The following is a 25,234-nucleotide window of genomic DNA, read 5'->3' on the forward strand; positions in this document are numbered from 1 at the left end:
GTGAAATCCAGAGATCAGGGATTTTGCTACAGATGTCGTTCGGCTGGGATAGGCATGATGCGTCCCCGGATTTCATTGCGAAATCGTTATGTCTATTTCCCGATTGCCAAGGCAGCAAACAGCACCGTGAAATGGATGCTTTACAATCTTGAAACGCATGGAAGGATCAACGACGAAAGCTCCAAAGCGTTTCGCAACCAAAACCAGAAAATATTGGTGCATGATAATCTCTATGGACCTTTGCTAACACCCTGGCAAATTGCTAATTTTCAAGACATCGACATGCGCCTGGCGACGCAAGAAGAGTTTTTTAAATTTTCTTTCGTACGCAACCCCTTTACCCGGGTGCTTTCCGCCTACCTTGATCGCGCACAACGCAAGAATACCGGTCTCTACAAGATGATCCGTGATCGTGCGGACAGGGACGATTTTGAATTCAAGAAGATGTTGTCTATAATCCTGGAAGTTCCTGATGATGAGCGAGAAATCCATGCTCGCGCGCAGGTTCCTCAATCGGGATTGACAGTTTTTCCCGAGGTGAAGATCGGACGTTTCGAAACGCTCAAGGAAGACTTTATTTCCATAGCAACGAAAATCTATCCGAAGGTCGATTTGACGAAGGATTCGTCTGATATAGACCAAATCATGACCTCTCCCACCAAGACGGGCGCGGTAGAGCTTGTTCAAAAATATTACGATGCGGAAGCTATAGAAATGGTGCTGGCCGCTTATGAAACTGATTTCGCAAACCTCGGGTACAGTCGTCATCTTGAAGGCAGCTTTGATGCCCATGGTCGATAAGAGGTTTTGGAGAAAATGATCCGTTTCTTTACCATGGCGAGCGATGCCCGATATAACGATTTTTCGCGCTTTTGTCGTTTCTTTTTTGCCTTCAACCCCGATTCTGACCTTTATGTCATTCCGTTTGACGAGGCGATGTCGAGGATTTCACGCCTTTCATCGAACTGCACTCGGATAAAAATTATCGACGTTAATCCAGAAATCGATGACATTGGCAGGAATATCTATGGAAGCGAATGCTATCGGTCAAATGTGCCATCTTGGCGTTATTTCAGAAAGTTCAATGCCTTCTGTGGTCACAACCACTCATTTGTATTCTTGGATGCCAATTCGATTGTCTTGTCTACCTGGGGTGCCTCTTGGTACTTCCCCAAGATGGGCCAACGCTCAGTTTATTTCCGCGGACCTTCCAAGTTAAGCAGGACCATATTGAACGGGCACATCGCGCAGTCGATGAGTGAGCTTGGACTGAATTCGCAAACAGGCTACAATATGGGTGGTTTCATTTCCCATGGCGGTGTTTTCGATCCGATCCTCGCACGGGCCTTGGCCAGGCCAGAGCTCAGGCGGGTCTTTGGGCGGGCTCCGGAGCAGGCCTTTATGGCATTTTATTTGAGTGTTTTCGGAATAGAGAACGGACTTATGACAGCTCTGGAACCAAACATCAGGCTGCGGCACCAAGGCGAAGATTTGATCACTCAAGCTGGCAGTACATTTTGTAGAATAAACAACAACAAGATTTTTGCACTGACCAAATATACAGGCTCCGAATACACGCCACATGCAAGTATAATTGAGGAAATATTGAAAGAGCGTCTTGCACAGATTTGCGGGCTCGGCTCGCATGCCTGATGTTTAGGCAGCTTAACGCTTACTTATCCCTAACCAGATCCCGTCCTTCGCCCTGACCGTCAGATAAGCGACCGGCATCGGCACGCGTTCGGGCAGGGCCTCGAACCGGAAGGCACGGATAAGCATGGCGAGCAGGAGCGGCCCTTCTACCATGGCGAAACCTGCGCCGGCGCAGACCCTTGCCCCTGCGGAAAAGGGGATGAAGGCCTCTCGCAGGCAGCTTTTGCCGTTCTCGGTCGTCCAGCGGCCGGGATCGAAACCATCGGGATTGTCCCACAGGCGCGCGTGGCGGTGCAGGTGCCAGGGCGAGATCACGATCTGGCTGCCCCGGCGGAGGTCACGGTCGCGGAAACATTCCGGGCCGGTCGCCTCTCGCACCATCATGGGCACGGGCGGATAAAGGCGCAGTGTCTCGCGGAAGATGTCGCGCGCAAGGCGCAGCTTGGCCATGACCGCGAAATCGGGGCCTTGGGCCAAAGCCTCTTCCGCCTCTGCCGCCAGCCTTTCTTGCCATTCGGGATATCGCGCCAGCAGGTAAAGCGCCCAGGCCAGCGCCGAGGCGCTGGTTTCATGGCCCGCCAGAAAAAAGATCGCGACCTGATCGACCATTTCCTCGGTGGTGAAGCGCGCGCCGGTTTCGGGATCGGCGGTTGTCATGATCTTGGTCGCCAGATCGTCGGGCGCCGTGCCTGCAACGATCTCGGCCATGCGGGCGGCGGTCATCTGGGTGATCAGCGCGCGGATCGCCTTGGCGGTGCGCCGCGTCTCGGCCCGATGGCCGCGCGGCATCCAGCGGGGCAGGGGCAGGAAGGCCGCCGCATTCAGGATCGGCTGGGTGCGCTGATAGGCGCGAAACTGGTGAAAGACCCGGGCGGCGACACGATCCTCGATCGGCAGGGAAAAGAGCGTGCGAAAGATCACGTCAGCTGCGGCATGGCTCATATCCTCCTCGATCTCGCGGGTGCCTTGGGTGATGCGCGCCACCGCCGCCTCGCCCGCGGCCCAGATCGCGGGAAAGGTATCGCGCAGCCGCCCCCCCTCGAAGGCCGGATCGATGATGCGGCGCTGGCGTTGCCATTCCGCGCCATTGGTCAGAAAGACGGAGCGCCCGAGCAAGGGGCGCAACCCTTCGCCCACGCGGTCGGATTTCGGAAATTCCATCGGGCGCGCTTTCAGTACCTCGTCGATCAGCGCGGGCTGGTTGATCATGTAGCTGCGAAAAAAGGGCGTGCGAAATTCCGCCATCCAGGCGCGGTACAGGCGGGCGGGTTGAGCCGAGAGGATGTCTTGCCGGAAAAGCCGCATGTAACGCCAGAGCGAGACGCGCTCGGCCCTTGCGGGGGGTTTCGGTGGCAGATCGGGTGCTTCGCTCATGCCGCGATCCCGGTATGGCGGTTCACCGGCGTCTCGATCCGGCTGGCCGAGGGTGCGCGATCGGCAAAGCGCGCGCCAAGCGTCATTGGGCCAGCGGTGATGCGGAAATAATCGTAATCATCGGGATTGCCCGGCAGATTGTCGAATGCGTTTAGGTATTGGAAATGCAGCTCGAAAAGCCGCCAGCGCAGGGCTGCGCGCGTCTCGGCGCGCAAGGTCCGGGTGAAGGCGCCGGAGATAACGAGCGGCCAGCGTTTGCCGACCGGGGCGACGCCCGAGACGGCCACAGGATCACACAGCGCAAAGGCGCAGCCATCGCCGGGGGCCGTCACATCGACCCACGCCACATCCTGCACCGACAGAAAGGCGAGATCCGCCCGCAGCCGTGTCGCGCGTGGCAGAAAGCTCACCATCGGCACGACATGGCCGGGCGTCAGGAGCGACAGGGCCGGCCCTTCTGGGCGCATGTGTCCGGCCCGGATCAGGTCGGCAAGAACGGAGATTGCGATATAGGCGCCCGAGGAATGGCCGACGATCAGCACTTCGTCGACATCGCTGGCCAGCGCGCTTGCGATGCGGTCGGCGAAGTCTTGCATTCGCGCGTCTTGCGCGGGCGGATAGGCCCCATCGTGGCGCGAGGAAAAGGCGTAATCCTTCATCAGGTACCAGGCGTAGAGATGATCGCGGCGCTGGAACCAGCGCAGCATGGGCAGGGCAATCAAGAGCGCTACGGCGCCCTGCAAGACAAGGGCCAGAGCAAAGGGCAGGGTGAAGCCCGCCGCATCGACCAACGCAAGAAGCCCCGCGCCCGCCAACATCCCGGCCAGCGCCGCGATTCCCAGTTGGGCCAGAAGGACCACAACCGGGTAAAGGGCTGCAATCACGGGACCTTTTCTCAGGCGCATCAGGCGAAACAGCGCGCCCGACCCGATATAGGCCCAAGCTGTGCGCACCAGCCCCAGGTAGGTGGCAAGGATGCCGCCCCGCATCCCCGCCTGCACGATATCGGCCCAATGGAGGATTTCGAAGCCGGTCGTGACCTCCTGTCCTTCGATCCTTGCGCTCACGCCCCAGCCGAACCGCGCGCCATCTGGGGCCTTGGCTTTCGTGATCTCGTAGCCGGACAGGGCAGCCTGCCGCGCAGCCTCGCGCCGGTAGCGTTCCCGATAGGCGCGCGGCGGCACCGGGTCGAAGCCGGGGATATAGAACACATGCCTGCGCGCCACCTTGGTCATGCGGCGCAGGATACTGCGGGATTGCGGCAGGGATAGGGCCGATCAGCCCAAAAGGCCAAGCGCGGGGAAGGTCTCGAGCAGCCAGAAGGAAAAGGCGGAAAACGCCCCTGTCATGAGCGCCACGCCCACGCCGATGAGCAGGAGGCCCATGATGCGTTCGATGGTTTTCATATGTCTTTTCATACGGTTCATCACGCCCATCGCGCGGTCGATGAAGCCAGCGGCCAGCAAAAACGGGATGCCGAGACCCACGGCATAGATCGCCAGAAGCGTCGTGCCGCGCGATACGCTCGCCTCGGTCGCGGCGATGGACAGGATCGCGCCCAGTTGCGGACCGATGCAGGGTGTCCAGCCGAAGGCGAAGGCGAGGCCGAGGATATAGGCACCAAAGGCCGATCCGCCCTGATCGCCCGCGTCGAGCCGCGCTTCGCGGTTCAGGATCGGGATGGTGATGACGCCAAGGAAATGCAGGCCGAAGACGATGATCACGGCCCCCGCGATCTGGCCCAGAAGGATCTGGTTCTGGAGGAAGAACTGGCCGAAAATCGAGGCGGTGAAGCCGAGGAAGACGAAGACCGTGGATAGGCCGAGCACGAAAAAAAGCGCCGCGATCAAGGCCTTGCGGCGCGCGGCGCGGGCGTTGCCGTCGATCTCGGCCATGGTGATGCCGCCCATGTAGGCGAGGTAGGGCGGCACGATGGGCAGGACGCAGGGGCTGAGAAAACTGAGGATGCCCGCGGCAAAGGCCACGAGCATCGCGGGCAAAAGGCTGGCGTCGAAAAGGTCGATCCCGAACATGAATTTCGTCTAGCCTGTTCCGGCGGGAGCGTCACGCGCCATCGCGTCACATTCGCGTTGGCTTGGGGTCGACGTGTGAGATGCGGCCGTTTTCCTCGAGGAAAACGGCTTGGAAACCTCGAGGTTTCCAGGCCGGAAAACCCGGGTTTTCCGGCGGCTTAGGCGACGGGATGCTGCGCAGATTTCGGGCGGAGGATGCGCACGGGTTCCGCGTTGCAAAAGATGATGATCTGGCCCGCATTCTCTATCGCGCGAAAACCACGGCGGTACACTTCTTCGACAAAGGCGTCGCGGCCGAAGTAGCGATCCACATCGCGCAGCGACCTGCGGATCACCTTGCCGTTCCGCACCAGTTTGCTGCCGAAGACATCGGCCAGATACGCCTCGGGCGAGAGATGGGGCGGTGTCCTGTCCATACCCCGTTTTCCCCGATTCCGGTTAACGGAGCCCTAAGATTCAGCCTTCACTCTTTCCAGAACGTGAACGCGGATGGCGGAGGCTAACCCGGATTTAACCCCCCGCGCGGCGTCGATTTCCGCGACCAGCTCGTTCACCGATTTCCCCTCCAGATCGGCGAGCCGCTGAAGCTCGGTCCAGAAGGCATCTTCGAGCGAGACACTCGTACGGTGACCGCGCAGGGTCAGGGAGTGTTTGCGCGGGCGGGAGGTACCGCTCATGCCTCGGGCTCCCCCGCAGGATCGGCGGGATCGCGGCGGTGGGCGTCGAGATGGGCGGCCTCGGCCCGCAGGCGGGCGGCTTCGGCGGCGCGTTCGGCCTTGGTCCGGCCGAAACGTGCGGCATTGGCGTCGGCGGTCCGGCGCTTTTCGTCGCGCGCGCGCTGTTTGCGGACCCGGCCAAGATTGATCACGTCGCGCGCCATGTGATTTCCCCCCGTCAGCCTGCGCCCGCAAGGCCGAGGGCTGCCTCGGCCAAGGTGGCGGCGGTTTGCGGGGCGAGGCAGTCGAGACTGGGGGGCGGCATGGTCGAGGGCACCTGTCCCGCAGCCACGAGCGCCACAAGCGCTGCATCGATGCGCAGGATTTCGGGGCGGATCACGGCGGCCAGATCGGGCGCTTGGGTCGGGGCGGGAAAAGACCCGTCCGTCCAGCGCGCGAACCAGCAGGACTGGATCGCCTTTGCCGCGTCGATCTGGGCGGCGGAAAAGGCGACGAGGGGGGCGGGATCAAGCCCGAGGGACGTGGCTTGTGCGGCCATCGCCTCGAGCACGGCGGCCTCGCGCGGGAGATCCTCGACCGGGAGGGCGTGGAGATATTTCCACGCCGCCACATCCTGCATCAGGGCAAGCCGGTCGGTGATCAGCTCCGCCAAGGCGGGTTCCTGCGCAATTGCGCGCCCGGTGCCGAGAAAGGCCGTTGCGACAAGCGCAAGGCAGATCAGCAGAACCCGGGCGCGCGGGGCGATCATCCCTTGGGTCCGATCATGTCCTCGGGGCGGACGACGCGGTCGAAGGTTTCCTCGTCCACGAAGCCGAGGCGGATCGCCTCTTCCTTGAGGGTGGTGCCGTTCTTGTGGGCGGTCTTGGCCACGGTGGTCGCATTGTCATAGCCGATGGTGGGCGCAAGCGCCGTCACCAGCATCAGGCTTTCGCGCATCAGCTTGCCGATGCGGTCCACGTTCGCCTCGGTGCCCATCAGCATACGCTCGGTGAAGCTGTCGGCGGCATTGCCCAGAAGCGTCATGCTCTGCAGCAGGTTATAGGCCATCATCGGGTTGTAGACGTTCAGTTCGAAATGACCCTGCGACCCGGCAAAGGCGATGGCCGCATCATTGCCGAGAATATGGGCGCAGACCTGCGTCATGGCTTCGGCCTGTGTCGGGTTCACCTTGCCCGGCATGATCGAGGAACCCGGTTCATTCTCGGGCAGGATCAGTTCGCCAAGGCCCGAACGGGGGCCGGAGCCGAGAAAGCGCATGTCATTGGCGATCTTGTAGCAGGCCATGGCCGCCGTCTTGATCGCGCCCGACATGAAGACCATGGCGTCATGGGCGGCCAGCGCCTCGAACTTGTTGGGGGCGGTGATGAAGGGCAGGCCGGTGATGTCGGCGATCCGGGCGGCGACGGCGGTATCCCAGCCCTTGTCGGTGTTGAGCCCCGTGCCGACGGCGGTGCCGCCCTGGGCCAGTTCGTAGATGCCGGGCAGCGCCAGCTTGATCCGGGCGATGCCGTTGCGGATCTGCATGGCATAGCCGGAGAATTCCTGACCGAGCGTCAGGGGCGTCGCATCCTGCGTATGGGTGCGGCCGATCTTGATGATGTCCTTGAAGGCCCGCGCCTTGGCCTCGAGCCCCTCGGCCAGTTTTTCGAGGCCGGGGATCAGAACCTCATGTGCCGTGACGGCGGCGGCGATATGCATCGCGGTCGGGAAGGTGTCGTTCGAGGACTGGCCCATGTTGCAATGGTCGTTGGGATGGACCGGCTTTTTCGAGCCGATGGTACCGCCCAGCATCTCGATCGCGCGGTTCGAGATGACCTCGTTCGCGTTCATGTTGGATTGGGTGCCGGAGCCGGTCTGCCAGACGACGAGGGGGAAATGGTCGTCGAGCTTGCCGTCGATCACTTCCTGGGCTGCGGCGATCATCGCATCGGCGAGATCAGCGTCGAGCTTGCCGGTGGATTTGTTCACCTCGGCGCAGGCGCGCTTGATCACGCCCAGGGCACGGACGATGGCCACGGGCTGCTTTTCCCAGCCGATGGGGAAATTCATGATCGACCGCTGGGTCTGTGCGCCCCAATAGCGGTCGGCGGGCACCTCGAGCGGGCCGAAACTGTCCGATTCTGTGCGTGTGGCGGTCATTTTGATCCCTCCGGTATGCCGTTGCATGCCGTTTAGCGGCCCCTTGCGCGTCGTGCAATGCGGCCAAGCTGCCTCAGGCGGGTTTGGTGAAACGATAGACGCGGGCGGGGGGCATGTTCCACCAGATCTTGCGCGAGACCGTCCAGTCGAGCCCCAGTTCCTCGCGCACAGCGCGGGCCACGGGGGGCTTGGGGCCATAGGTGAACTGGACATAACTGCCGCCGGGTTTCACGCGCTGGAAGGTGCCGGTGAGGATGTCGCGCTGGAGCGCCAGCGGCATGGACAGGAGCGGCAGGCCCGAGATCACGGCCTGTGCGCCTGCGACAGGCAGGGTGCCGACATCGCCCGCGCTCATCTGGTGCACGTTGATCCGGGGAAAGCGTGCGCGCAGGCGCTCGCAGAAATCGGGGTTCATCTCGATCGAATGGAGGTTTTCGGGGGCTACGCCGCGATCGAGGATGGCTTGCGTTATGTTGCCGGTGCCGGCCCCCAATTCGATCACGGGACCCGCTGCGGGGTCGATACCCGCCGCCATTTCGGCGCAGAGAAAGCGGGAGGAGGGGGCAAGCGCCACCACCTGGTGCGGGCGGCGGAAAAGCTGGCCCATGAAGAGCGCGAAATCGCTGTTGGCCATGGTCCGCCCCGTCGCTGTGCCCCGCTGTCGATGGGTGTTCTAACCCGTGCCGGGGGCAGGGCAAGCCCGCCCGCGACGGATCAATGGTTCTTGCGGAACCGGTCGAGGCTGACGACCTCGGCATCCTGGCCCGGTTTGCCCGTGGGGGGCGGTGCGGGCGGTTCATCCTCGGGGCCGTCATCGGGGGTTTCGGTCCGCTCGAAGCGCAGGCCGAATTCGACCGAAGGATCGACAAAGGTGCGGATCGCGTCGAAGGGGATGCGCAGGCTTTCGGGATTGTCCCCGAAATTCAGGATGATGGAGAAACCGTCATCATCCACGGCCAGACCGTCATACCAGTTCTGGATGACGATGGTCATTTCCTCGGGGTAGCGGTCGCGCAGCCAATCGGCCAGCCCCACGCCCTCGGCCGTGGTGTCGAAGGTGATGAAGAAATGGTGATCGCCGGGCAGGCCGGTTGCCGCGACTTCCGACAGGACCCGCTGGATCAGGCCGCGCATCGCGTGATGCATGAGGCGGCCATAGGCGATGGAGGTGGGGCGGTCGGACATGAGCGGCAGGGCATCCCTGTAAGGTGCCCTCACCATAGAAGATTCGTTTCGATTTGAAAGGCGCAGCCTGACGCTTGGGCGCGGTGTTTCAGGCGGCGGGCAGGTTGGCGAGGATCAGCCAGGCGGCAAGCCCCGCCTCGCAGGCGAAAAAGCTCCAGCTTTGGCGGCTGGCGGCATTGTCGCGGAAGATCGAGGTGATGCGCCCGGTCGCAGCGCCCGCATAGGCCAGGCCCACGACGACCCAGGCGAGCGGCTGGTCGAGAAAGATCGCGCCAAGGCCCAGACCGACGAAGAGGCACCCGGAGGCGGCCGACACCTCGGTATAGGCCATGTTGGAGGGGCCTGCCTGCATGTCGAGCTGTTCCATCGTCCAGCGCGGCGCGAGCCACCCCATGAGGCCAAGGACGATCGTCAGGATCGCAACCGCGTAATTGATGAAGTCGAGGGCGGTCATCTGGGTCCTTTCGGGCAATCTTGACGCATCTGTCGGTTCTTTAACGTAGCGCGGAGCCGGGCGGATCACTTGCGCGTGAAAAAATTTGGGCGCGCGTCGGGCAAGGCGGAGCCGGGAGTGGCGCGGGCGCTGCAAGCCATGCGGATGGGGCTGCACGAAAGTTGGGCGAAACGCACGGTGGTGCCGCTTTTCTCTCGACGGGATAGGGGCGGGTTGATAGCTCACGGGGGACTGCATCGGATTTGCCATGGACATGTACAGGGTTCGGACCGGACTGGCCCCCCGATGCAGTGCGACCGGCCATGTCTTCCGAACCGACAGGAGATCATCATGACGAAACTGACCGCGCTGGGTGTGCTTGTCTTCCTGGCGTCGACAGGGGGGGCCTTGGCGTGTCCCTCGGTCTCGGATCCGGCGGGGATGACCATCGCCACCACGGGTGAGGATCTGTGGAGCCCCAACAGCTACGGGGTCGCGGCCGGGGGCGATATCGATCTGGACGCCTGCCCGTCGGTTCCGGGCACGGGCATGGTCGTTTCCGGCCCCGATTTCGAGTTCCAGCTGTCGGGCCTGGCGGGCTACAACCTGCTGCAACTGCGGGTGGTGGGCGATTGCGACACGGTGCTTTTGGTCAACGACAGCACGGGGCAGTGGCATTTCTCGGATGATTTCAACGGCGCGGTGCATCCCGTCATCGATATCGTCGGCGCAAGCGACGGGGTGTTCGACGTTTGGGTCGGCACCTATGGCAGCGAGATCTGCAGTGCCGAGCTGACGCTCGAAACCTTCTGAGCTGCGACAGGGCGGTCCGGGGTCGGTAGGGCCCCGGGCTGTCTGTCGGCGATGTGGGGGGAAAGTGCAGGCTTCTGTTGCCAGGTGCCTGCGAACCCCGCCTTACGCTGCTAGGCGCAAGGACTTAGTTTCGGCGACCCGAGCTGCTTACGCAGCCAGAGCCATTGCCGGAGCACGGTTGTCATTTGCAACTGTACGTTTCGGACCGATAACGGTGGTACCTCACCGGGACAAAGCATAACCCCTTTAGACGTTCGTCGATCCTGTTTCGGCCCCATGCACCGCAAATGACGGTTGTTGGTGGAGCCGCCGGGTACCGCCCCCGGGTCCGAGCCGCTTATTCCGAGCGCGTTTATGTCCATAGTCCCGTTGCCGGGACACCCCAGAGATACGCGGGCGGGCTCGGGTTTTCAAGATGGATGGCGCGGGAATGGCCCCTTGCATGATAGTTATGACATAACATAACGTATTGTTCCGTCACATGGAGGGCAGGCAATGCGTCATGATCCCCGTTTCAGCAGGTTTGCGCCGTCCCGGCAGGATCATGCGCCACAGGCTGGCGGCAATCTGGGCGCGACGCGGCTGAAGCGGCGGTCGCGGGCGGAGGATCCGATGCGGGCCTATGATGCGCTGCCGGCGGAATTGCGCGATTGGGTGGCCCATGCGGCGCGCCCCTGGTCGCCCCGGTCCTGCCTGCGGCTGTGGCGGCGGGCCATGGCCGAGGAGGGGTGCCCGAAGCGCGCAAGGGCGCGGTTGGACCGGGCAGAGGCCGCGATGCTGGCGCGCGATCCGGGAATGGCCTGAGCCAAAAGAAAACGGGCGCCACGACGGGCGCCCGTTTCGGTGATCTGTGCAGATCGGATCAGAAGCCCGACTTGATCCGTTCGAAGGCTTCGGCCTGACGCTCGCGCTGTTCGTTGGACATCGGGAGTTGCGCCAGAACCGGCACCGTCACGGGGCCAAGGCCCGCGGCCTCGAGCGCCTCGGCACCGAGCGCCTGAAGGGCGGCGTCATTGGCGGTGCCGAACCCGTTGTCGAGCAGCGGGCCCGCCGACACTTCGGCATGCATCGCGTTGATGAAATCATAGGCCTGATCTTCGGAGCCTTCGCCATTGGCCATGTTCACGTAGCCGCAAAGCCAGACAGAGGTGCCCTCGGTCGTGTTGCGCTGGAAGCCCACGGGGAAGCCCTCGTCCGCGAGTGCGACGGGAACCTCGTTCCAGACCCAGGCGGCCTGAACCTGACCGGAGGCCATGAGCTGCGCGATCTCGCCGGGATCGACCCAGTAGTTCAGCAGGTTGGGGTGGATCTGGCGCAGCCAGGCGGTGGCGGCTTCGAATTGTTCGTCGGTGGCGTTGGTCCAGTCGGTCACGCCGGTGGCGAGATAGGCCAGCGCATAGGCATCATCGACGTTGTCGGGGATCGACAGGCGCCCGGCATAGGCGGGGTTGGTGAAGATCTGGAGCGAGGCCACGTCCTCGGCCGGGACGGTTTCGGCATTGTAGGCGATGGCGGTCGAGCCGAAATCGGTGGGAACCCACATCAGATCGGCGGAGCCTGCGCGCACATCCGAGCCCAGAAGGTCGGAGTTCAGCGTCTCGTAGGCGTCGATGCGCGAGCGGTCCCAGGCTTCGATGATGCCCGATTCCTGCCAGCGCGGCACGGAGCCTGCGCAGATATGGGTGACATCGGACCGGAAGCCCGCGAGCAGGCGCTGAAACGCCTCATCCTCGTCGCCGAAGAAGACGAATTCGGGCGATGCGCCGTGCTGGTCGATGAAGGGCTGGTGGAATTCGGGCGTTTCGAACCCCGAATAGTCAAAGACGAGAAGGTCTTGCGCTGCGGCCAGCGAGGGCACGGTGAGTGCAAGGGCCATGGCAGTGCCGAGGGCGGTGCGATTGGTCATGTGTCTGCGATCCCTGTTGTGTCAATCCGGGGCTCGGATCGCGTGGGAACCTAAGTGTGCAGGGCGCAGTGGACAAGGGCAATTGCCGGGCGTTTCGGGTTAAAATGCCCAAGGGGCCTAGGCGCTGCCCGGTGCGGCGGCGCGGGCGGCAAAGACCGATTGCGCGAGCTGGCGGGTATAGGTCTCGAGCTCTTCGAGGGCGCGGGCGATCCCTGCGCCGTCCCGATCCTCGGCCGCATCCGCGATCCGGCGGTGCAGCGCCACGATGCGTTCGCGCGAGCGGGCGGTGAAGGTGATCATGTTCATCAGGGGCTGCATCGCCTCGACCGCGCCGGCAAGCTGGTAGGACAGGACCGGGTTGCCCGCCGCATCGACGAGCGCGCGATGAAAGGCCACATCGGAGGCGCAAAACGCCTCGTCCGTCAGGCCGGGCTGGGCCTGGCGCGTGATCTCGGCCCGCATGGTGGCCAGATGGTCGGGTTGACGCCTGTCGGCGGCGAGGCCCGCACAGGCGCGTTCCATGGCAAAGCGCGCCTCGCAGGCGGCATCGAAGCTGACCTCGTTCATGCCCAAAAGCAGCGTGGAGGTCGTGACCTGCTGGGCATAGGCATCGGCATAGCTGAGCCGGTTGACGAAAGCCCCGCCGAAAGCCCCGCGCTGGGTGCGGATGAGCGATTGCGCGGCCAGGCGTTTCAGCGCCTCGCGCACCGTGGGGCGGGAGACGGCGAATTGCTCGGCCAGTTCGGCCTCGGAGGGGAGGCGGTCGCCCACGATCAGCTTGCCCGACACGATCGCGTCGCGGATCGCGGCGGCGATCTGGGCGGAGAGGCCAGCGGGATGGTCGGGGTCGATTTTCATTTGTCAGACATTTAAAGGTCTGACATTTTCCTGTCCAGAGGATTGAGTCGCTTGGGGGAGGGCGGCCCGCATGATCGCCACCCGTATCCGCAGCATGGGCAAGCCGGAATGGCTGGGTCTTTACGGCCTGATCCTGGTCGCCTGGGGCCTGATCTATGCGATGGCGATTCCCGCCGATCTGCGGGCGGCAGGCGAGGTCTATGGCTGGGAGCTGATCGCGGCGCTGTGTGTCGCCACGCCCGATGCGGCGGGATTTGCGGGGCTGGTCGCGATGTGGGCGATCATGTCGGCGGCGATGATGGTTCCCACGATGCTGCCCGCGCTGGCCACCTATGACGATCTGTCGGCGGCGGGGGCAAGAACGCGGATCTGGGCGCTGGTGGGCGGTTACCTCATGATCTGGCTGGGGTTTTCGGCCCTGGCCGCGGGGGCGCAGATGGTGCTGGTCGGCGCGGGGTTGCTGGACCCGTTCGGGGCGAGCCTGTCCGGCTTGCTGTCGGCGCTGTTGTTGGCGCTGGCGGGGGCGTGGCAATTCACGGCGTTCAAGGAGGCCTGCCTGTCGAAATGCCGCCAGCCGATGATGTTTTTCCTCCAGCATTGGGAGGAGGGGCCGTGGCGCAACGGGCTGCGGCTGGGCGCGGTCTGTTTGGGATGTTGCTGGGCGCTGATGCTGCTGGGGTTCGTGGGGGGCGTGATGAACCTCGCCTTCATGGGGATCGCGACGGTTCTGATGGTCCTGGAAAAACTGCCCGAGATCGGGCGCTGGCTGACGCGGCCCGTGGGCTTTGCATTGCTGGGCGGGGCGGCGGTGACGCTGGCCACGACCCTTTGAGGAGGAGATGAGAGATGGCAAGTGATCGCATCGCGGTGGCGGCACCGATCGACAACCGCGCGGCCGGTGCGCCCCGGTCGGGGCAAGGCACGATCCCCTGGGCGATCAAGGGGGAGTTGATCCTCAACTGCAATTGCACGGTGTTCTGCCCTTGCGTCGTGTCGCTGGGCCTGCATCCGCCGACCGAGGGGCATTGCCAGACCTGGGGCGGGGTCCGGATCGACGCGGGCCATTACGGCGAGACCGACCTGTCGGGGCTGAACATCGGGCTGTTGATCGAGATCCCGGGCATGATGAGCCGGGGCAACTGGAAGGTGGCGCTCTTCATCGATGACCGCGCCAGCGACGCGGCCTATCGCGCGCTGGTCGACATCTTTTCGGGCAAGGCCAAGGGCACCACGGGGCTGTTCAGCGTGCTCGTTGGCGAGGTGATCGGGGTGGAACGCCAGCCCGTCAGCTACGAGACCGACGGCAAGACGCGCCACATCACGGTGGGCCGCAAGATCGAGGGCGTGGTCTATCCGGTGGGCGGCAAGGACCCCGACGAGGATATCGTGATCCGCAACACCAAGTACTGGATGGGCCCCGACATCACGGTGGCCACCGCCAGCAAGGGCCGCGTGCGCGCCTTTGGCCGGGTCTGGGATTTCGGGGGGCGGTCGGCCGAGATCTGCCAGATCGACTGGTCCGGGCCGGGCAAGGGGTAAATCCATGATCACCCCCGATTATTGCCGGATGATGGCGCGCTACAACGCCTGGCAGAACCAGTCGATCTTTCAGGCGGCGGCAAGCCTGACCGAGGCGGAGCGGGAGGCCCATAGGGGCGCGTTCTTCGGCTCGATCCGGGCGACGTTGAGCCACCTGATGTGGGGCGACCTGATGTGGATGGCGCGGTTCGACGGCGGCGCGGGGCCGGGAGGCAGCATCGCGGCCTCGCCCGGGATGTATGATTGGGCGACGCTCTGGTCCGAGCGCCCCAAGCTTGATGCGCGGATCGCGGGATGGGCCTGGATGGTGACGGGCGAGGACCTGGCGGGGGACATCCGCTGGCATTCCTTTGCCATGGGTCGCGAGATCGGCAAGCCGGCCTCGGTCTGCGTGATGCATCTGTTCAACCACCAGACCCATCACCGGGGGCAGGTGCATGCCATGCTGACGGCGGCAGGCGCGAGGCCCGACGATACCGATCTTCCCTTCATGCCCGAGGATATCCCCGAATGGCGCTGATTTCCCCCTCGCGCCGGTTGCGGCGCACGCCCTTTTCCGACGGGGTCGAGGCCGCGGGCGTGAGCGCCTACACGGTCTACAACCACATGCTGTTGCCGACTGTCTTTGCCTCGGTCGAGGAGGATTACCGCCATCTCAAATCCGCCGTGCAGGTCTGGGACGTGGCCTGCGAGAGGCAGGTGGAGGTGCGGGGGCCCGATGCGGGCAAGCTGGTGCAGATGCTGAGCCCGCGCGACCTGCGGGGCATGTTGCCGGGGCAATGCTACTACCTGCCCATGGTAGATGAGACGGGCGGCATGTTGAACGACCCGGTGGCGGTGAAACTGGCGGAGGATCGCTGGTGGATTTCCATCGCCGACAGCGACCTGTTGTTCTGGGTGAAGGGGATCGCGCATGGCTACAGGCTGGATGTGCTGATCGACGAGCCCGATGTCTCGCCGCTCGCCGTGCAGGGCCCCTTGGCCGATGAGCTGATGGCGCGGGTCTTTGGCGATGGGGTGCGGGGCATCCGCTTTTTCCGATTTGGGCATTTCGATTTCATGGGACGCGACATGGTGATCGCGCGCTCGGGCTATTCCAAGCAGGGCGGGTTCGAGATCTATGTCGAGGGGTCCGATATGGGCATGCCGCTGTGGCATGCGCTGATGGAGGCGGGGCGCGATCTGGATGTGCGGGCGGGCTGCCCCAACGGGATCGAGCGGGTCGAGGGCGGATTGTTGAGCTACGGCAATGACATGACGCGCGAGAACACGCCGCATGAGGCGGGCTTGGGCCGGTTTTGCAATACGGCGACGGCCATCGGCTGCATCGGGCGCGATGCGCTGCTCAGGGTGGTCAAGGACGGTCCGGTCAAGCAGGTGCGCGGCATCGAGATCGAGACCGACCGATTGCCGCGCTGCGACAGGGCCTGGCAGCTGTCGGATCGGGGCAAACGGGTGGGGCAGGTGACCTCGGCCGCCGTCTCGCCCGATTTCGGCTGTGGGGTGGCCATCGGCATGGTGCGGATGACGCATTGGGACGAGGGCACCGAGGTGACGGTCGAGACGCAGGACGGCACCTTTCCGGCGCGCGTTCGCGAGAATTTCTGGATTTGAAACAGGCAATTGCCGCGCGACGTTGATGTGCGGCGGAGAAGGAGAGGCAAGATGGCATTCCGCGCATTGGTGGTGGAGAAGGACGACGAGGGCAAGACGCATGGGTCCGTCCAGACGCTGGACGAGGCGCAATTGCCCCCGGGCGACGTGACGGTCGCGGTCGAGTATTCCACGGTGAATTACAAGGATGGCCTCTGCCTTGGTCCCGGCGGCGGGTTGGTGCGCAGCTACCCCCATGTTCCGGGGATCGATTTCGCGGGCGTGGTCGAGGCCTCGGACGATCCGCGCTACAAGGCGGGCGACAAGGTCGTCCTGACCGGCTGGCGCGTGGGCGAGGTGCATTGGGGCGGCTATGCCGAAAAGGCGCGGCTGAAGGCCGATTGGCTGGTGCCCTTGCCCGACGGCTTGAGCACGCGGGCGGCCATGGCGGTGGGCACGGCGGGGTTCACCGCGATGCTGGCGTTGATGGCGCTGGAGGATCACGGGCTGAAACCCGGCGCGGGCGAGGTTCTGGTGACAGGGGCGGCAGGCGGCGTGGGGTCGGTCGCGACCGCGATCCTGGCCCAGCTGGGCCATGAGGTCGCCGCCGTCACGGGGCGGCCGGAGCAGGAGGATTACCTGAAGGGCCTTGGCGCCGCCCGGATCGTGCCGCGCGCCGATCTGGCCGAGACGGTCAAGCGCCCGCTCGAGGCCGAGACCTGGGCCGGATGTGTCGATGCGGTGGGCGGCGCGATGCTGGCCCGCGTGCTGGGACAGATGAAATACGGTGCCTCGGTCGCCGCCGTGGGGCTGGCGGGGGGAGCGGGCCTGCCTGCGACGGTCATCCCCTTTCTGCTGCGCGGTGTGAACCTCTTGGGCATCGACAGCGTGATGCAGCCTCATGACAACCGTCTGCGCGCCTGGGAAAGGATCGCGCGCGATCTGCCGATGGACAAGCTCGAGGCGATGATCGCGCCTGCCACGCTTGAGGATCTGCCCCGGCTGGGGGCGGCGATCCTGAAGGGCGAGGTGCGCGGACGCGTCGTGGTCGACGTGCGGGGTTGAGCGGAGGGCGTTGACCCGACCGGGGCTTTCGTGTTTGGCGTCTTGTCTGCATATTTGTGGAAAGATGAAGCGAGGCATCTGGGGATCATGGCGAAGAGCCCGACCGGCAAGAGCACGAGCGGACGCGGCCAGCGCGAGTTGCGCGCCAAGGTCAAGACCGCGCGTGGGCGCAAGCTGAGCTCGACGCTCTGGCTGGAGCGGCAGTTGAACGACCCCTATGTCCAGCGTGCCAAGCGCGAGGGCTACAGGGGGCGGGCGGCCTACAAGATCATGGAGCTCGATGACCGCTACCGGTTCCTTGTGCCGGGTGCGCGGGTCGTGGACCTTGGCTGTGCGCCGGGGGGCTGGTGCCAGGTGGCGGTGCCGCGGATCAATGCGCTTGGCGAGAAGTCGGGCAAGGCTGTGGGCCGCATCATCGGCGTCGATCTGCAGGAGGTTGAGCCGATCGCGGGCGCCGAGCTGCATGTGCTCGATTTCATGGAGGATGGCGCGGACGAGAAGGTGAAGGGCTGGCTGGGGGGGCGGGCCGATGTCGTGATGAGCGACATGGCGGCCAGCGCCTCGGGGCACAAGCAGACCGACCATCTGCGCATCGTGGCGCTGTGCGAGGCGGCGGCGCAGCTGGCCTTTGACGTGCTGGAACCCGGCGGGACCTTTGTCGCCAAGGTCCTGGCGGGGGGGGCCGAGAGCGGGTTGCAGACGCTGTTGAAGCAGCGGTTCGACAAGGTGGCCAATGTCAAGCCGCCCGCGAGCCGGTCGGACAGTTCCGAGAAATTCGTGGTTGCGACAGGGTTTCGCGGCTGACCCCAGATTTCGGTCTTTTCTTCGCGCCCGACCCATGGGATAGGGCCGTGGCAACGCAATCCCCGACCTGTAGGAGGATCCGATGGAGATTCGCGAAGCGCTGACCTTCGACGATGTGTTGCTTGTGCCTGCGGCGAGTTCGGTCCTGCCGTCCACGGCGGATACGCGGACGAGGGTGACCAAGGCGATCAGCCTCAACATCCCGCTTCTGTCCTCGGCCATGGATACGGTGACCGAAGGGCGCATGGCGATTGCCATGGCGCAGGCCGGCGGCATGGGGGTGATCCACCGCAACCTGGACGTGGAGGCGCAGGCCCGCGAGGTGCGCCGGGTGAAACGCTTCGAGAGCGGGATCGTCTACAGCCCCGTGACGCTGACCCCCGACCAGACGCTGGCCGATGCGCGCGCGCTGATGGAGCGCTACGGGTTCACCGGTTTCCCGGTGGTCGACGAGAACCGCCGTGTTCTGGGGATCGTCACCAACCGCGACATGCGCTTTGCCGAGCAAGACGACACGCCCGTGCGGGTGATGATGACGAGCGAGAACCTTGCCATCTTGCGCGAGCCCGCCGACCGGGGCCAGGCGATCAGCCTGATGAAGGCGCGGCGGATCGAGAAGCTGCTTGTCACCGATGCCGAGGGCAAGCTGACGGGTCTGTTGACGCTGAAGGATACCGAGCGGGCCGTGCTGAACCCGCAGGCCTGCAAGGACGAGCTGGGCCGGTTGCGCGTGGCCGCCGCCACCACGGTGGGTGATGCGGGGTTCGAACGCTCGGAAGCCCTGATCGATGCGGGCTGCGATCTGATCGTGATCGACACCGCGCATGGCCATTCCGAGGGCGTGGCCCATGCCGTGGAGCGGGTCAAGAAGCTGTCCAACGCGGTGCAGGTCGTGGCGGGCAATGTCGCCACCGGCGAGGCGACGCGCGCGCTGATCGGGGCGGGGGCGGATGCGGTCAAGGTGGGCATCGGCCCCGGGTCGATCTGCACCACGCGGATCGTGGCGGGCGTGGGTGTGCCGCAGCTGACCGCGATCATGGATTGCGCCAAGGCCGCCGCCGAGAGCGGGACGCCCGTGATCGCGGATGGCGGGATCAAGTATTCGGGGGATTTCGCCAAGGCGATCGCCGCGGGCGCGCATTGCGCCATGGTGGGCAGCATGATCGCGGGCACGGATGAAAGCCCGGGCGAGGTGATCTTGTACCAGGGCCGCAGCTTCAAGAGCTATCGCGGCATGGGCAGCCTGGGCGCCATGGCGCGGGGATCGGCGGATCGCTATTTCCAGAAGGATGCGGCAAGCGACAAGCTGGTGCCCGAAGGGATCGAGGGGCAGGTGCCCTACAAGGGCTCTGCCGGCACGGTGATCCATCAGCTGGTGGGCGGCTTGCGCGCCGCCATGGGCTATACCGGCTGCGCCACGGTCGAGGAGATGCGGAAGAATTGCCAGTTCGTGCGCATCACGGGATCGGGGCTGAAGGAAAGCCATGTCCACGATGTGCAGATCACCCGTGAAAGCCCGAATTATCGTTTGGGATGAGGGTTCTGCGGGCCGATCTTGAGGTGGTTTCGTGACCCCGGGGGCGCGCCTGCAGGCGGCCATCGTGGTTCTGGACGCCTGGGTGGCGGGTATGCCCGTGGAACAGGCCCTGACCAATTGGGCCCGGTCCGCGCGCTATGCCGGATCGGGCGACAGGGCAGCGGTGCGCGATCATGTCTATGACATCATGCGCGCGCGCGGGACCTGCGCCGCCCTTGGGGGGGGCGAGACCGGTCGGGCGCTTGCGATCGGTTTGCTGCGGATGCAAGGCGGCGACCCGGCGGCCCTGTTCACTGGGCAGGGCCATGCGCCCGACGCGCTGTCGGAGGCGGAATTGGCCGGGGGCACAGAACCGGCGGGGACGGCCGACGTGCCCGGTTGGACATTGCCCCTGCTGGAGGCACGGGTCGGCGGGGAGCTTGCGCCGCTACTGGGGGCGTTTCGGAGCCGCGCGCCGGTCTATCTGAGGGTGAACCTGCGCCGGATCGATCTGCCGGGTTCTGTCGCGGCCCTGGCGCGCGACGGCGTGGCGGCAGAGCCGGTCGCGGGCGCGGCCACGGCGCTTGTCGTCACATCGGGGGCGCGCCGCATCAAATCCTGCACGGCCTACCAGGATGGCCTGGTGGAATTGCAGGACCTGTCGGTGCAGCGGGCCGTGCGCGGCATCGACTGGCCCGAGGGGCGGATCCTCGATTATTGCGCGGGCGGGGGCGGCAAGGCGCTGGCCATCGCGGATGCCTGCGGAAGCCAGGTCTTTGCCCATGACGCGAACCCGGGCCGCATGGCGGATCTGCCACCGCGGGCCGAGCGGGCGGGGGTCGTCATCCGGACGCTCGATCGGGCGGCGCTGGCGCGGATGGGACGGTTTGACGCCGTGCTCTGCGATGTGCCCTGTTCGGGCAGCGGCACGTGGCGGCGGGATCCCGAGGCGAAATGGCGTCTGACGCCGGAACGGTTGGCCGAGCTGGAGCGGGTGCAGGCGGCGATCCTGGCCGAGGCCGCACCGCTGGTCCGCCCGGGCGGTTCGCTCGTCTACATGACCTGTTCGCTGTTTCACGCCGAGAACGAGGCCCAGATCGCGCGGTTCTGCGCGCAAGCCACCGGTTGGCAGGTGGCGCAAACGGGTTGCGACACGCCCCTGTCGGCCTCGGACGGGTTCTTTCACGCCGTGCTGCGGGCCCCCGAGGCCTGATGCGGCACAGGCTTGCGCGAATTTAAGCTAGGCTTAACACTTGCTCCTGTAGTGAGGCGGAATGTGCGGCCCTGTCGCGCGACGCTTGTGGAGGTGCAGGTGAGTGTTGAGGCGGATGTGACGCGACGGCTTGTCGGGGAGGCACATCGGCCGGGACCCGGACGCCGACCGATGATCCTGATCATGCTCGGCGGCTTGGCTGCCGCAGTGGCGGCAAGCGCGCTGAGCGGACCCTATGGCCTGTGGGCCTGGGCCGTGGCGGGCGGGTTGTTCGCGGCCGGGGCCATGGGCGTGCTGTGGCAGGGGCTGCACCTGGGGCGCCTACGGGGCAGGTTGCGGGCTGCCATGGCGCTTGTGGAACAGGATCCGGCGCCCTGTCTGTGCACCGACGCGGCGGGAGAAATCCTGTTTCTCAATGCCGCGGCGCTGGAACGCTTCGGGCAGGCACGGGGGCAGCTGTTGGCCCGTGCGCTTGGCCCGGCCTTGCCCAATGCGGCGGCTGTCATCCTGCGCCAACAGCGCCAGCTCGACCGACGCGCCTTTGCGCAAGAGACGATCCCCGCACCCCGGGGCGCGGTTCGGCTAACGGGCCATCGCCTTGGCGCGGGCATTTTCTGGCGGCTCGACGATCTGGAGGCCGACGGCCTGCCGTCGGGGGAAGGGATCGGGCTGCCGATGATGGTGGTCAGCGCCTCGGACACGATCCTGTCGATGAACGGCGCGCTGCGCGATATCCTGGGTCGGCGCGCCACGGCGCTGTCGGAGGTGATCGAGGGGGAGGGGGCGCTGATCCCCGGTCGCCGCTGCCGCATGATCGCCGCACAGGGGGCGGTGGACATCCTGCCCGTGGTGCTGCCTGCCCGCGACGGGCGGCGGGAGATCTACCTGGTGCCGGAGGCGCATGCACCGGACATGGCACCGGTGGCCGCGCGCGCCTTCGAATCGCTGCCCGTGGCGCTTTTGCACATTGGGGCCGATGGCAGGCTGTTGGCCTCGAACCTGCCCGCGCGCCACCTGCTGGGGATCGGCGCGGAGGCAGGGGGGACGCTGTCCGCCCTGGTCGAGGGGCTGGGCCGCCCGGTGAATGACTGGGTGATGGACACGCTGGCCGCGCGGATACCCGACCGGTCCGAGGTGGTGCGGGTGCGCCACCGGGATCAGGATGTCTTTGTCCAGATCACGCTTGCCCGCATCACTGATGCGAGCGGCCCCTCGTTGCTGGCGGTTCTGCATGACGCGACCGAGCTCAAGAAACTGGAGCAGCAATTCGTCCAGAGCCAGAAGATGCAGGCCATCGGCGAATTGGCCGGCGGGGTTGCGCATGATTTCAACAATCTGCTGACCGCCATCGGGGGGCATTGCGACCTGTTGATGCTGCGCCATGACCGGGGCGACCCGGATTACGCCGATCTGGAACAGATCAACCAGAATGCCAATCGTGCGGCGGCGCTCGTGGGGCAATTGCTGGCCTTTTCGCGCAAGCAGACGCTCGAGCCCGAGATTTTCGACCTGCGCGACAGCATGGGCGAGCTGACGCATCTGCTCAACCGGCTGGTCGGGGAACGGATCACGCTGAGGCTTGTCCATGATCCCGCGCTGGTGCCGATCCGGGCGGACCGCAGGCAGCTGGACCAGGTGATCATGAACCTCGTGGTGAACGCGCGCGACGCGATGCCGGAGGGGGGGGAGATCCGGGTGGAAACCCGCGTGCTGCATCTGTCGGAGCCGCTCTATCGCGACCGGGCCGAGGTGCCCACAGGGCGCTACGTGACGATCTGCGTGGAAGATCAGGGGCATGGCATTCCGCCCGACAAGCTGCAGCGTATCTTCGAGCCGTTCTTCACCACCAAGCGCGTGGGCGAGGGGACGGGGCTGGGCCTGTCGATGGCTTATGGAATCGTGAAGCAGACGGGGGGCTACATCTTCGTGGACAGCGAGGTGGGGGTGGGCAGCCGGTTCACCATCTATTGTCCGGCCCATGCCTTTGCGCCCGGTGGACGGGGGGCGGGGATCGTCGATCCGGCCAGTTGCCCGGCGCAGGAGGTCGCGCCCGATGCGACGACACAACTGCGCGCGGGAACACCCGTGATCTTGCTGGTCGAGGACGAGGCGCCCGTGCGCGCCTTTGCCGCCCGCGCGCTGCGCCTGCGCGGCTATGTCGTGATCGAGGCCGAGAGCGGCGAGGATGCGCTGCAACGGCTCGATGATCCGGCGCTGGAGGTCGATCTTTTCCTGACCGACGTGGTGATGCCGGGTCTGGATGGGCCAAGCTGGGTGCGCCGCGCGCTGGAGGGGCGAGCCGGTGTCAGGGTCGTGTTCATGTCGGGCTATGCCGAGGACCAGATCGAGGATGGATCGATCGGAGTGCCCAATTCCGTGTTCCTCGCAAAACCCTTTTCTCTGACCGAGTTGACGGAGACGGTGGCGCGCGAAATCGGATGATCCTTCAGCGGCCGATGCTGTCCCACAAGGCGAAATCGGCCGCGGCCTCCCGGCGCAGGCGCGCCTCGAGCGCGGGGGAGAGAGCAAGCGCGGCCGATGGCGAGACATTGCGCCGGGGAAGCGTGAGGGTGCAATTCAGCCGGCCCTCGAGAAAGGCCACCGCCGCGGGCAGGGCGTCGTAGCGAAAGAGGTGATCCACGATCACCCGCCCCGAAGCGTCGGAAACGAAGCGCGATTGCCGCCCCACCCGCGCGAATTCCGGCTCGGGATAGGACAGCCAACCGGTCACGAAAGCGTCGAAATCGATACCGGCGGTCGAGGCGGGGCTGCCCGCGATCTCGGGCCGTGCCCTGTAGCGATACCAGCTCTTGAGCCAATCGACCGGTTCGCGGATCACCGCCATCGTCTCGAGCGGGCGCGCGCCCTTGTTCTCGAAATAGGGCGCAAGCTGCGCGCGCCAGCGCCGGGCGGTGACATGTTTCTTGTCGGGCGGGTTCAGAATCGCCGCATCCGCATGGGGCAAGAGCGCCTCCTCGAGCGCGGTGGTGCCGGTTTTCGGAACCGCGAGAAGGACGAGTTTGGCTTTCCAGAACAACAACATGCGTACAATTCCCAGACCACGCGCGCGGCGGCCACACGCGGTCACACCACGCGGTAACACAAGGGTAACACCTTTTTAACCAATCACGTGAAAACTCGGGCCAGACAAGAATTCACTTGAAATGTTCTCCTTTTGTTTGCACAGATACACAGGAACAAGAGGTGAACACGAGCATCCCGTTGCCGCCCCGGCAGCGACGTGGAATAAGGGAGGCCATCGCAATGGCAACGGCAAATCTTCTCGACATGACCGACCGCAAATCTGCCGACAAGCAAAAGGCGCTCGACAGTGCGCTGGCCCAGATCGAACGCCAGTTCGGCAAGGGCTCCATCATGAAGCTGGGCGGCGACAACGCCCTCAAGGATATCGAGGCGACCTCGACCGGCTCGCTGGGTCTCGACATCGCGCTGGGGATCGGGGGCCTGCCCAAGGGGCGGATCATCGAGATTTACGGCCCCGAAAGCTCGGGCAAGACCACGCTCACGCTGCATGTCGTGGCCGAGGAGCAGAAAAAGGGCGGCGTCTGCGCCTTTGTCGATGCTGAACACGCGCTTGACCCGCAATATGCCAAGAAGCTGGGCGTCAACCTGGACGAGCTGCTGATTTCGCAGCCCGATACGGGCGAACAGGCGCTGGAGATCGTCGACACGCTGGTGCGCTCGGGCGCGGTCAGCCTTGTCGTGGTCGATTCGGTCGCGGCGCTCACGCCCAAATCCGAGCTCGAGGGCGACATGGGCGACAGTTCGGTGGGCGTGCATGCCCGCCTGATGAGCCAGGCGATGCGCAAGCTGACGGGCTCGATCGCGCGGTCGAACTGCATGGTGATCTTCATCAACCAGATCCGGATGAAGATCGGCGTGATGTTCGGCAGCCCGGAGACGACGACGGGCGGCAATGCGCTGAAATTCTACGCCTCGGTCCGGCTCGACATCCGCCGCATCGGGTCGATCAAGGATCGCGACGAGGTCGTGGGCAACACCACCCGCGTCAAGGTGGTCAAGAACAAGGTGGCCCCGCCCTTCAAGCAGGTGGAATTCGACATCATGTATGGCGAAGGCATCTCGAAGATGGGCGAGCTTGTCGACATGGGCGTCAAGGCCGGCGTGGTCGAGAAGTCGGGGTCCTGGTTCTCCTACGGGGATGAGCGGATCGGGCAGGGCCGCGAGAATGCCAAGCAGTTCCTGCGCGATCATCCCGAGGTCGCGCTGCAGATCGAGGACAAGATCCGCGCCTCGCACGGGCTGGATTTCGCCATGGGCGATGAGGACGGCCCGATGGAGATGGTCGACGATTGAGGGTCGGCCCCGTGGCACCTGCGCCCCGACAAAGGGGCGGGGTGGCAGGGCATCAGGACCATGTTTGCAAGAAAGGCGGCCCCTTGGGGTCGCCT

General features: G+C 64.9%; 28 protein-coding genes and 1 other RNA gene. 14 read left to right on the forward strand and 15 right to left on the reverse strand.

Annotated features, from left to right (window positions below; translation table 11 throughout):
* The first annotated feature begins 54 nt into the window (after positions 1 to 54).
* Complete coding sequence (locus AABA51_RS07570; protein WP_338276088.1) at positions 55 to 801, forward strand: sulfotransferase family 2 domain-containing protein; 747 nt, start codon at positions 55 to 57, stop codon at positions 799 to 801.
* Positions 802 to 816: 15 nt separating this feature from the next.
* The gene (locus AABA51_RS07575; RefSeq protein WP_338276090.1) at positions 817 to 1,653 is read left to right on the forward strand and encodes a hypothetical protein; all 837 of its coding nucleotides are present in this window, start codon (positions 817 to 819) and stop codon (positions 1,651 to 1,653) included.
* 12 nt (positions 1,654 to 1,665) lie between these two features.
* Here the strand turns inward: AABA51_RS07575 and AABA51_RS07580 are convergent, their stop codons facing one another.
* The 11 genes from AABA51_RS07580 to AABA51_RS07630 all read right to left on the reverse strand — a co-directional run bounded on the left by AABA51_RS07580 (position 1,666) and on the right by AABA51_RS07630 (position 9,515).
* The gene (locus tag AABA51_RS07580) at positions 1,666 to 3,027 is read right to left on the reverse strand and encodes a cytochrome P450 (RefSeq protein ID WP_338276092.1); all 1,362 of its coding nucleotides are present in this window, start codon (positions 3,025 to 3,027) and stop codon (positions 1,666 to 1,668) included.
* Positions 3,024 to 4,262, reverse strand: a complete 1,239-nt coding sequence (locus AABA51_RS07585) for a hypothetical protein (protein ID WP_338276094.1) — start codon at positions 4,260 to 4,262, stop codon at positions 3,024 to 3,026. The genes AABA51_RS07580 and AABA51_RS07585 overlap by 4 nt, the downstream gene beginning before the upstream one ends.
* A 42-nt stretch (positions 4,263 to 4,304) precedes the next feature.
* Positions 4,305 to 5,060 (reverse strand): cytochrome c biogenesis CcdA family protein, encoded by a 756-nt coding sequence (locus AABA51_RS07590; protein ID WP_338276096.1) that lies wholly within the window; start codon positions 5,058 to 5,060, stop codon positions 4,305 to 4,307.
* Between the two features lie 158 nt (positions 5,061 to 5,218).
* Positions 5,219 to 5,476 (reverse strand): N-(5'-phosphoribosyl)anthranilate isomerase, encoded by a 258-nt coding sequence (locus AABA51_RS07595; RefSeq protein WP_338276098.1) that lies wholly within the window; start codon positions 5,474 to 5,476, stop codon positions 5,219 to 5,221.
* 33 nt (positions 5,477 to 5,509) lie between these two features.
* A complete protein-coding gene (locus AABA51_RS07600) occupies positions 5,510 to 5,737 on the reverse strand; it encodes a ribbon-helix-helix domain-containing protein (RefSeq protein WP_338276100.1) in 228 nt (75 codons plus the stop codon).
* Entirely contained in the window at positions 5,734 to 5,940 is a 207-nt protein-coding gene (locus tag AABA51_RS07605) for a DUF4169 family protein (protein ID WP_338276102.1), read from the reverse strand. The genes AABA51_RS07600 and AABA51_RS07605 overlap by 4 nt, the downstream gene beginning before the upstream one ends.
* Positions 5,941 to 5,954: 14 nt before the next feature.
* Positions 5,955 to 6,485 (reverse strand): gamma subclass chorismate mutase AroQ, encoded by a 531-nt coding sequence (gene aroQ, locus AABA51_RS07610; protein ID WP_338276104.1) that lies wholly within the window; start codon positions 6,483 to 6,485, stop codon positions 5,955 to 5,957.
* Entirely contained in the window at positions 6,482 to 7,876 is a 1,395-nt protein-coding gene (gene fumC / locus AABA51_RS07615; protein ID WP_338276106.1) for a class II fumarate hydratase, read from the reverse strand. The genes aroQ and fumC overlap by 4 nt, the downstream gene beginning before the upstream one ends.
* Before the next feature lie 73 nt (positions 7,877 to 7,949).
* Positions 7,950 to 8,510: a class I SAM-dependent methyltransferase gene (locus tag AABA51_RS07620; protein WP_338276107.1), complete on the reverse strand. Its 561-nt coding sequence runs from the start codon at positions 8,508 to 8,510 to the stop codon at positions 7,950 to 7,952.
* An 80-nt stretch (positions 8,511 to 8,590) separates the two neighbouring features.
* Positions 8,591 to 9,061, reverse strand: a complete 471-nt coding sequence (locus AABA51_RS07625; protein ID WP_338276109.1) for an SspB family protein — start codon at positions 9,059 to 9,061, stop codon at positions 8,591 to 8,593.
* 88 nt (positions 9,062 to 9,149) lie between these two features.
* On the reverse strand, positions 9,150 to 9,515 hold the full coding sequence (locus AABA51_RS07630) for a DUF4345 family protein (protein ID WP_338276111.1): 366 nt from the start codon (positions 9,513 to 9,515) through the stop codon (positions 9,150 to 9,152).
* 330 nt (positions 9,516 to 9,845) lie between these two features.
* Here AABA51_RS07630 and AABA51_RS07635 point away from each other — a divergent pair, with 330 nt between their 5' ends.
* Positions 9,846 to 10,307: a hypothetical protein gene (locus tag AABA51_RS07635; protein ID WP_338276113.1), complete on the forward strand. Its 462-nt coding sequence runs from the start codon at positions 9,846 to 9,848 to the stop codon at positions 10,305 to 10,307.
* A 63-nt stretch (positions 10,308 to 10,370) separates the two neighbouring features.
* Here the strand turns inward: AABA51_RS07635 and ssrA are convergent.
* Positions 10,371 to 10,725: a transfer-messenger RNA gene (gene ssrA, locus AABA51_RS07640) on the reverse strand.
* A 77-nt stretch (positions 10,726 to 10,802) separates the two neighbouring features.
* Here ssrA and AABA51_RS07645 point away from each other — a divergent pair.
* On the forward strand, positions 10,803 to 11,111 hold the full coding sequence (locus tag AABA51_RS07645) for a DUF6525 family protein (protein ID WP_338276115.1): 309 nt from the start codon (positions 10,803 to 10,805) through the stop codon (positions 11,109 to 11,111).
* Between the two features lie 58 nt (positions 11,112 to 11,169).
* Here AABA51_RS07645 and AABA51_RS07650 read toward each other — a convergent pair whose 3' ends face one another.
* Both AABA51_RS07650 and AABA51_RS07655 read right to left on the reverse strand, forming a co-directional pair.
* Positions 11,170 to 12,213: an ABC transporter substrate-binding protein gene (locus AABA51_RS07650; RefSeq protein ID WP_338276117.1), complete on the reverse strand. Its 1,044-nt coding sequence runs from the start codon at positions 12,211 to 12,213 to the stop codon at positions 11,170 to 11,172.
* Positions 12,214 to 12,330: 117 nt separating this feature from the next.
* Complete coding sequence (locus tag AABA51_RS07655; protein ID WP_338276119.1) at positions 12,331 to 13,071, reverse strand: FadR/GntR family transcriptional regulator; 741 nt, start codon at positions 13,069 to 13,071, stop codon at positions 12,331 to 12,333.
* A gap of 70 nt (positions 13,072 to 13,141) precedes the next feature.
* On the opposite strand from AABA51_RS07655, the gene AABA51_RS07660 reads away from it, so the two are divergent.
* The 9 genes from AABA51_RS07660 (at position 13,142) to AABA51_RS07700 (ending at position 23,243) form a co-directional block, all read left to right on the forward strand.
* On the forward strand, positions 13,142 to 13,903 hold the full coding sequence (locus tag AABA51_RS07660) for a DUF2182 domain-containing protein (RefSeq protein ID WP_338276121.1): 762 nt from the start codon (positions 13,142 to 13,144) through the stop codon (positions 13,901 to 13,903).
* Between the two features lie 14 nt (positions 13,904 to 13,917).
* The gene (locus tag AABA51_RS07665) at positions 13,918 to 14,610 is read left to right on the forward strand and encodes a DUF1326 domain-containing protein (RefSeq protein ID WP_338276123.1); all 693 of its coding nucleotides are present in this window, start codon (positions 13,918 to 13,920) and stop codon (positions 14,608 to 14,610) included.
* A gap of 4 nt (positions 14,611 to 14,614) precedes the next feature.
* The gene (locus tag AABA51_RS07670; protein ID WP_338276124.1) at positions 14,615 to 15,130 is read left to right on the forward strand and encodes a DinB family protein; all 516 of its coding nucleotides are present in this window, start codon (positions 14,615 to 14,617) and stop codon (positions 15,128 to 15,130) included.
* A complete protein-coding gene (locus AABA51_RS07675; protein WP_338276126.1) occupies positions 15,121 to 16,224 on the forward strand; it encodes a dimethylsulfoniopropionate demethylase in 1,104 nt (367 codons plus the stop codon). Before AABA51_RS07670 ends, AABA51_RS07675 begins: the two co-directional genes overlap by 10 nt.
* A gap of 51 nt (positions 16,225 to 16,275) precedes the next feature.
* Positions 16,276 to 17,268 (forward strand): acryloyl-CoA reductase, encoded by a 993-nt coding sequence (gene acuI, locus AABA51_RS07680; protein WP_338276128.1) that lies wholly within the window; start codon positions 16,276 to 16,278, stop codon positions 17,266 to 17,268.
* A gap of 87 nt (positions 17,269 to 17,355) precedes the next feature.
* Entirely contained in the window at positions 17,356 to 18,072 is a 717-nt protein-coding gene (locus AABA51_RS07685; RefSeq protein ID WP_277822631.1) for an RlmE family RNA methyltransferase, read from the forward strand.
* Positions 18,073 to 18,154: 82 nt separating this feature from the next.
* Positions 18,155 to 19,609 carry an IMP dehydrogenase gene (guaB, locus tag AABA51_RS07690; RefSeq protein WP_338276131.1) on the forward strand — a complete coding sequence of 485 codons (1,455 nt, stop codon included), beginning with the start codon at positions 18,155 to 18,157 and terminating at the stop codon, positions 19,607 to 19,609.
* A gap of 31 nt (positions 19,610 to 19,640) precedes the next feature.
* Entirely contained in the window at positions 19,641 to 20,801 is a 1,161-nt protein-coding gene (locus AABA51_RS07695) for an RsmB/NOP family class I SAM-dependent RNA methyltransferase (protein ID WP_338276133.1), read from the forward strand.
* 171 nt (positions 20,802 to 20,972) lie between these two features.
* Positions 20,973 to 23,243, forward strand: coding sequence for an ATP-binding protein (locus AABA51_RS07700; protein ID WP_338276135.1), 2,271 nt, complete (start codon positions 20,973 to 20,975; stop codon positions 23,241 to 23,243).
* Positions 23,244 to 23,247: 4 nt separating this feature from the next.
* On the opposite strand, the gene AABA51_RS07705 is transcribed toward AABA51_RS07700, so the two are convergent.
* Positions 23,248 to 23,844, reverse strand: coding sequence for a gamma-glutamyl kinase (locus tag AABA51_RS07705; protein ID WP_338276137.1), 597 nt, complete (start codon positions 23,842 to 23,844; stop codon positions 23,248 to 23,250).
* A 221-nt stretch (positions 23,845 to 24,065) separates the two neighbouring features.
* On the opposite strand from AABA51_RS07705, the gene recA reads away from it, so the two are divergent.
* Complete coding sequence (gene recA, locus AABA51_RS07710; protein ID WP_338276139.1) at positions 24,066 to 25,139, forward strand: recombinase RecA; 1,074 nt, start codon at positions 24,066 to 24,068, stop codon at positions 25,137 to 25,139.
* Positions 25,140 to 25,234: the final 95 nt, after the last annotated feature.

Source organism: Roseicyclus marinus, assembly GCF_036322625.1.
In the GTDB taxonomy this organism is placed as follows: Bacteria; Pseudomonadota; Alphaproteobacteria; order Rhodobacterales; family Rhodobacteraceae; genus Roseicyclus; species Roseicyclus marinus_A.

Excerpts from the sequence above, each read along its gene's own strand:
- AABA51_RS07655 (WP_338276119.1), bottom strand. The coding sequence starts at position 13,071 with ATGAAAATCGACCCCGACCATCCCGCTGGCCTCTCCGCCCAGATCGCC.
- AABA51_RS07705 (WP_338276137.1), bottom strand. The coding sequence starts at position 23,844 with ATGTTGTTGTTCTGGAAAGCCAAACTCGTCCTTCTCGCGGTTCCGAAA.
- AABA51_RS07645 (WP_338276115.1), top strand. The coding sequence starts at position 10,803 with ATGCGTCATGATCCCCGTTTCAGCAGGTTTGCGCCGTCCCGGCAGGAT.
- AABA51_RS07635 (WP_338276113.1), top strand. The coding sequence starts at position 9,846 with ATGACGAAACTGACCGCGCTGGGTGTGCTTGTCTTCCTGGCGTCGACA.
- AABA51_RS07625 (WP_338276109.1), bottom strand. The coding sequence starts at position 9,061 with ATGTCCGACCGCCCCACCTCCATCGCCTATGGCCGCCTCATGCATCAC.
- AABA51_RS07570 (WP_338276088.1), top strand. The coding sequence starts at position 55 with ATGATGCGTCCCCGGATTTCATTGCGAAATCGTTATGTCTATTTCCCG.
- AABA51_RS07685 (WP_277822631.1), top strand. The coding sequence starts at position 17,356 with ATGGCGAAGAGCCCGACCGGCAAGAGCACGAGCGGACGCGGCCAGCGC.
- AABA51_RS07605 (WP_338276102.1), bottom strand. The coding sequence starts at position 5,940 with ATGGCGCGCGACGTGATCAATCTTGGCCGGGTCCGCAAACAGCGCGCG.
- recA (WP_338276139.1), top strand. The coding sequence starts at position 24,066 with ATGGCAACGGCAAATCTTCTCGACATGACCGACCGCAAATCTGCCGAC.
- AABA51_RS07600 (WP_338276100.1), bottom strand. The coding sequence starts at position 5,737 with ATGAGCGGTACCTCCCGCCCGCGCAAACACTCCCTGACCCTGCGCGGT.
- aroQ (WP_338276104.1), bottom strand. The coding sequence starts at position 6,485 with ATGATCGCCCCGCGCGCCCGGGTTCTGCTGATCTGCCTTGCGCTTGTC.
- acuI (WP_338276128.1), top strand. The coding sequence starts at position 16,276 with ATGGCATTCCGCGCATTGGTGGTGGAGAAGGACGACGAGGGCAAGACG.
- AABA51_RS07630 (WP_338276111.1), bottom strand. The coding sequence starts at position 9,515 with ATGACCGCCCTCGACTTCATCAATTACGCGGTTGCGATCCTGACGATC.
- AABA51_RS07700 (WP_338276135.1), top strand. The coding sequence starts at position 20,973 with ATGATCCTGATCATGCTCGGCGGCTTGGCTGCCGCAGTGGCGGCAAGC.
- AABA51_RS07590 (WP_338276096.1), bottom strand. The coding sequence starts at position 5,060 with ATGTTCGGGATCGACCTTTTCGACGCCAGCCTTTTGCCCGCGATGCTC.
- guaB (WP_338276131.1), top strand. The coding sequence starts at position 18,155 with ATGGAGATTCGCGAAGCGCTGACCTTCGACGATGTGTTGCTTGTGCCT.
- AABA51_RS07670 (WP_338276124.1), top strand. The coding sequence starts at position 14,615 with ATGATCACCCCCGATTATTGCCGGATGATGGCGCGCTACAACGCCTGG.
- AABA51_RS07595 (WP_338276098.1), bottom strand. The coding sequence starts at position 5,476 with ATGGACAGGACACCGCCCCATCTCTCGCCCGAGGCGTATCTGGCCGAT.
- AABA51_RS07650 (WP_338276117.1), bottom strand. The coding sequence starts at position 12,213 with ATGACCAATCGCACCGCCCTCGGCACTGCCATGGCCCTTGCACTCACC.
- AABA51_RS07580 (WP_338276092.1), bottom strand. The coding sequence starts at position 3,027 with ATGAGCGAAGCACCCGATCTGCCACCGAAACCCCCCGCAAGGGCCGAG.
- fumC (WP_338276106.1), bottom strand. The coding sequence starts at position 7,876 with ATGACCGCCACACGCACAGAATCGGACAGTTTCGGCCCGCTCGAGGTG.
- AABA51_RS07665 (WP_338276123.1), top strand. The coding sequence starts at position 13,918 with ATGGCAAGTGATCGCATCGCGGTGGCGGCACCGATCGACAACCGCGCG.
- AABA51_RS07620 (WP_338276107.1), bottom strand. The coding sequence starts at position 8,510 with ATGGCCAACAGCGATTTCGCGCTCTTCATGGGCCAGCTTTTCCGCCGC.
- AABA51_RS07575 (WP_338276090.1), top strand. The coding sequence starts at position 817 with ATGATCCGTTTCTTTACCATGGCGAGCGATGCCCGATATAACGATTTT.
- AABA51_RS07585 (WP_338276094.1), bottom strand. The coding sequence starts at position 4,262 with ATGACCAAGGTGGCGCGCAGGCATGTGTTCTATATCCCCGGCTTCGAC.
- AABA51_RS07660 (WP_338276121.1), top strand. The coding sequence starts at position 13,142 with ATGATCGCCACCCGTATCCGCAGCATGGGCAAGCCGGAATGGCTGGGT.
- AABA51_RS07675 (WP_338276126.1), top strand. The coding sequence starts at position 15,121 with ATGGCGCTGATTTCCCCCTCGCGCCGGTTGCGGCGCACGCCCTTTTCC.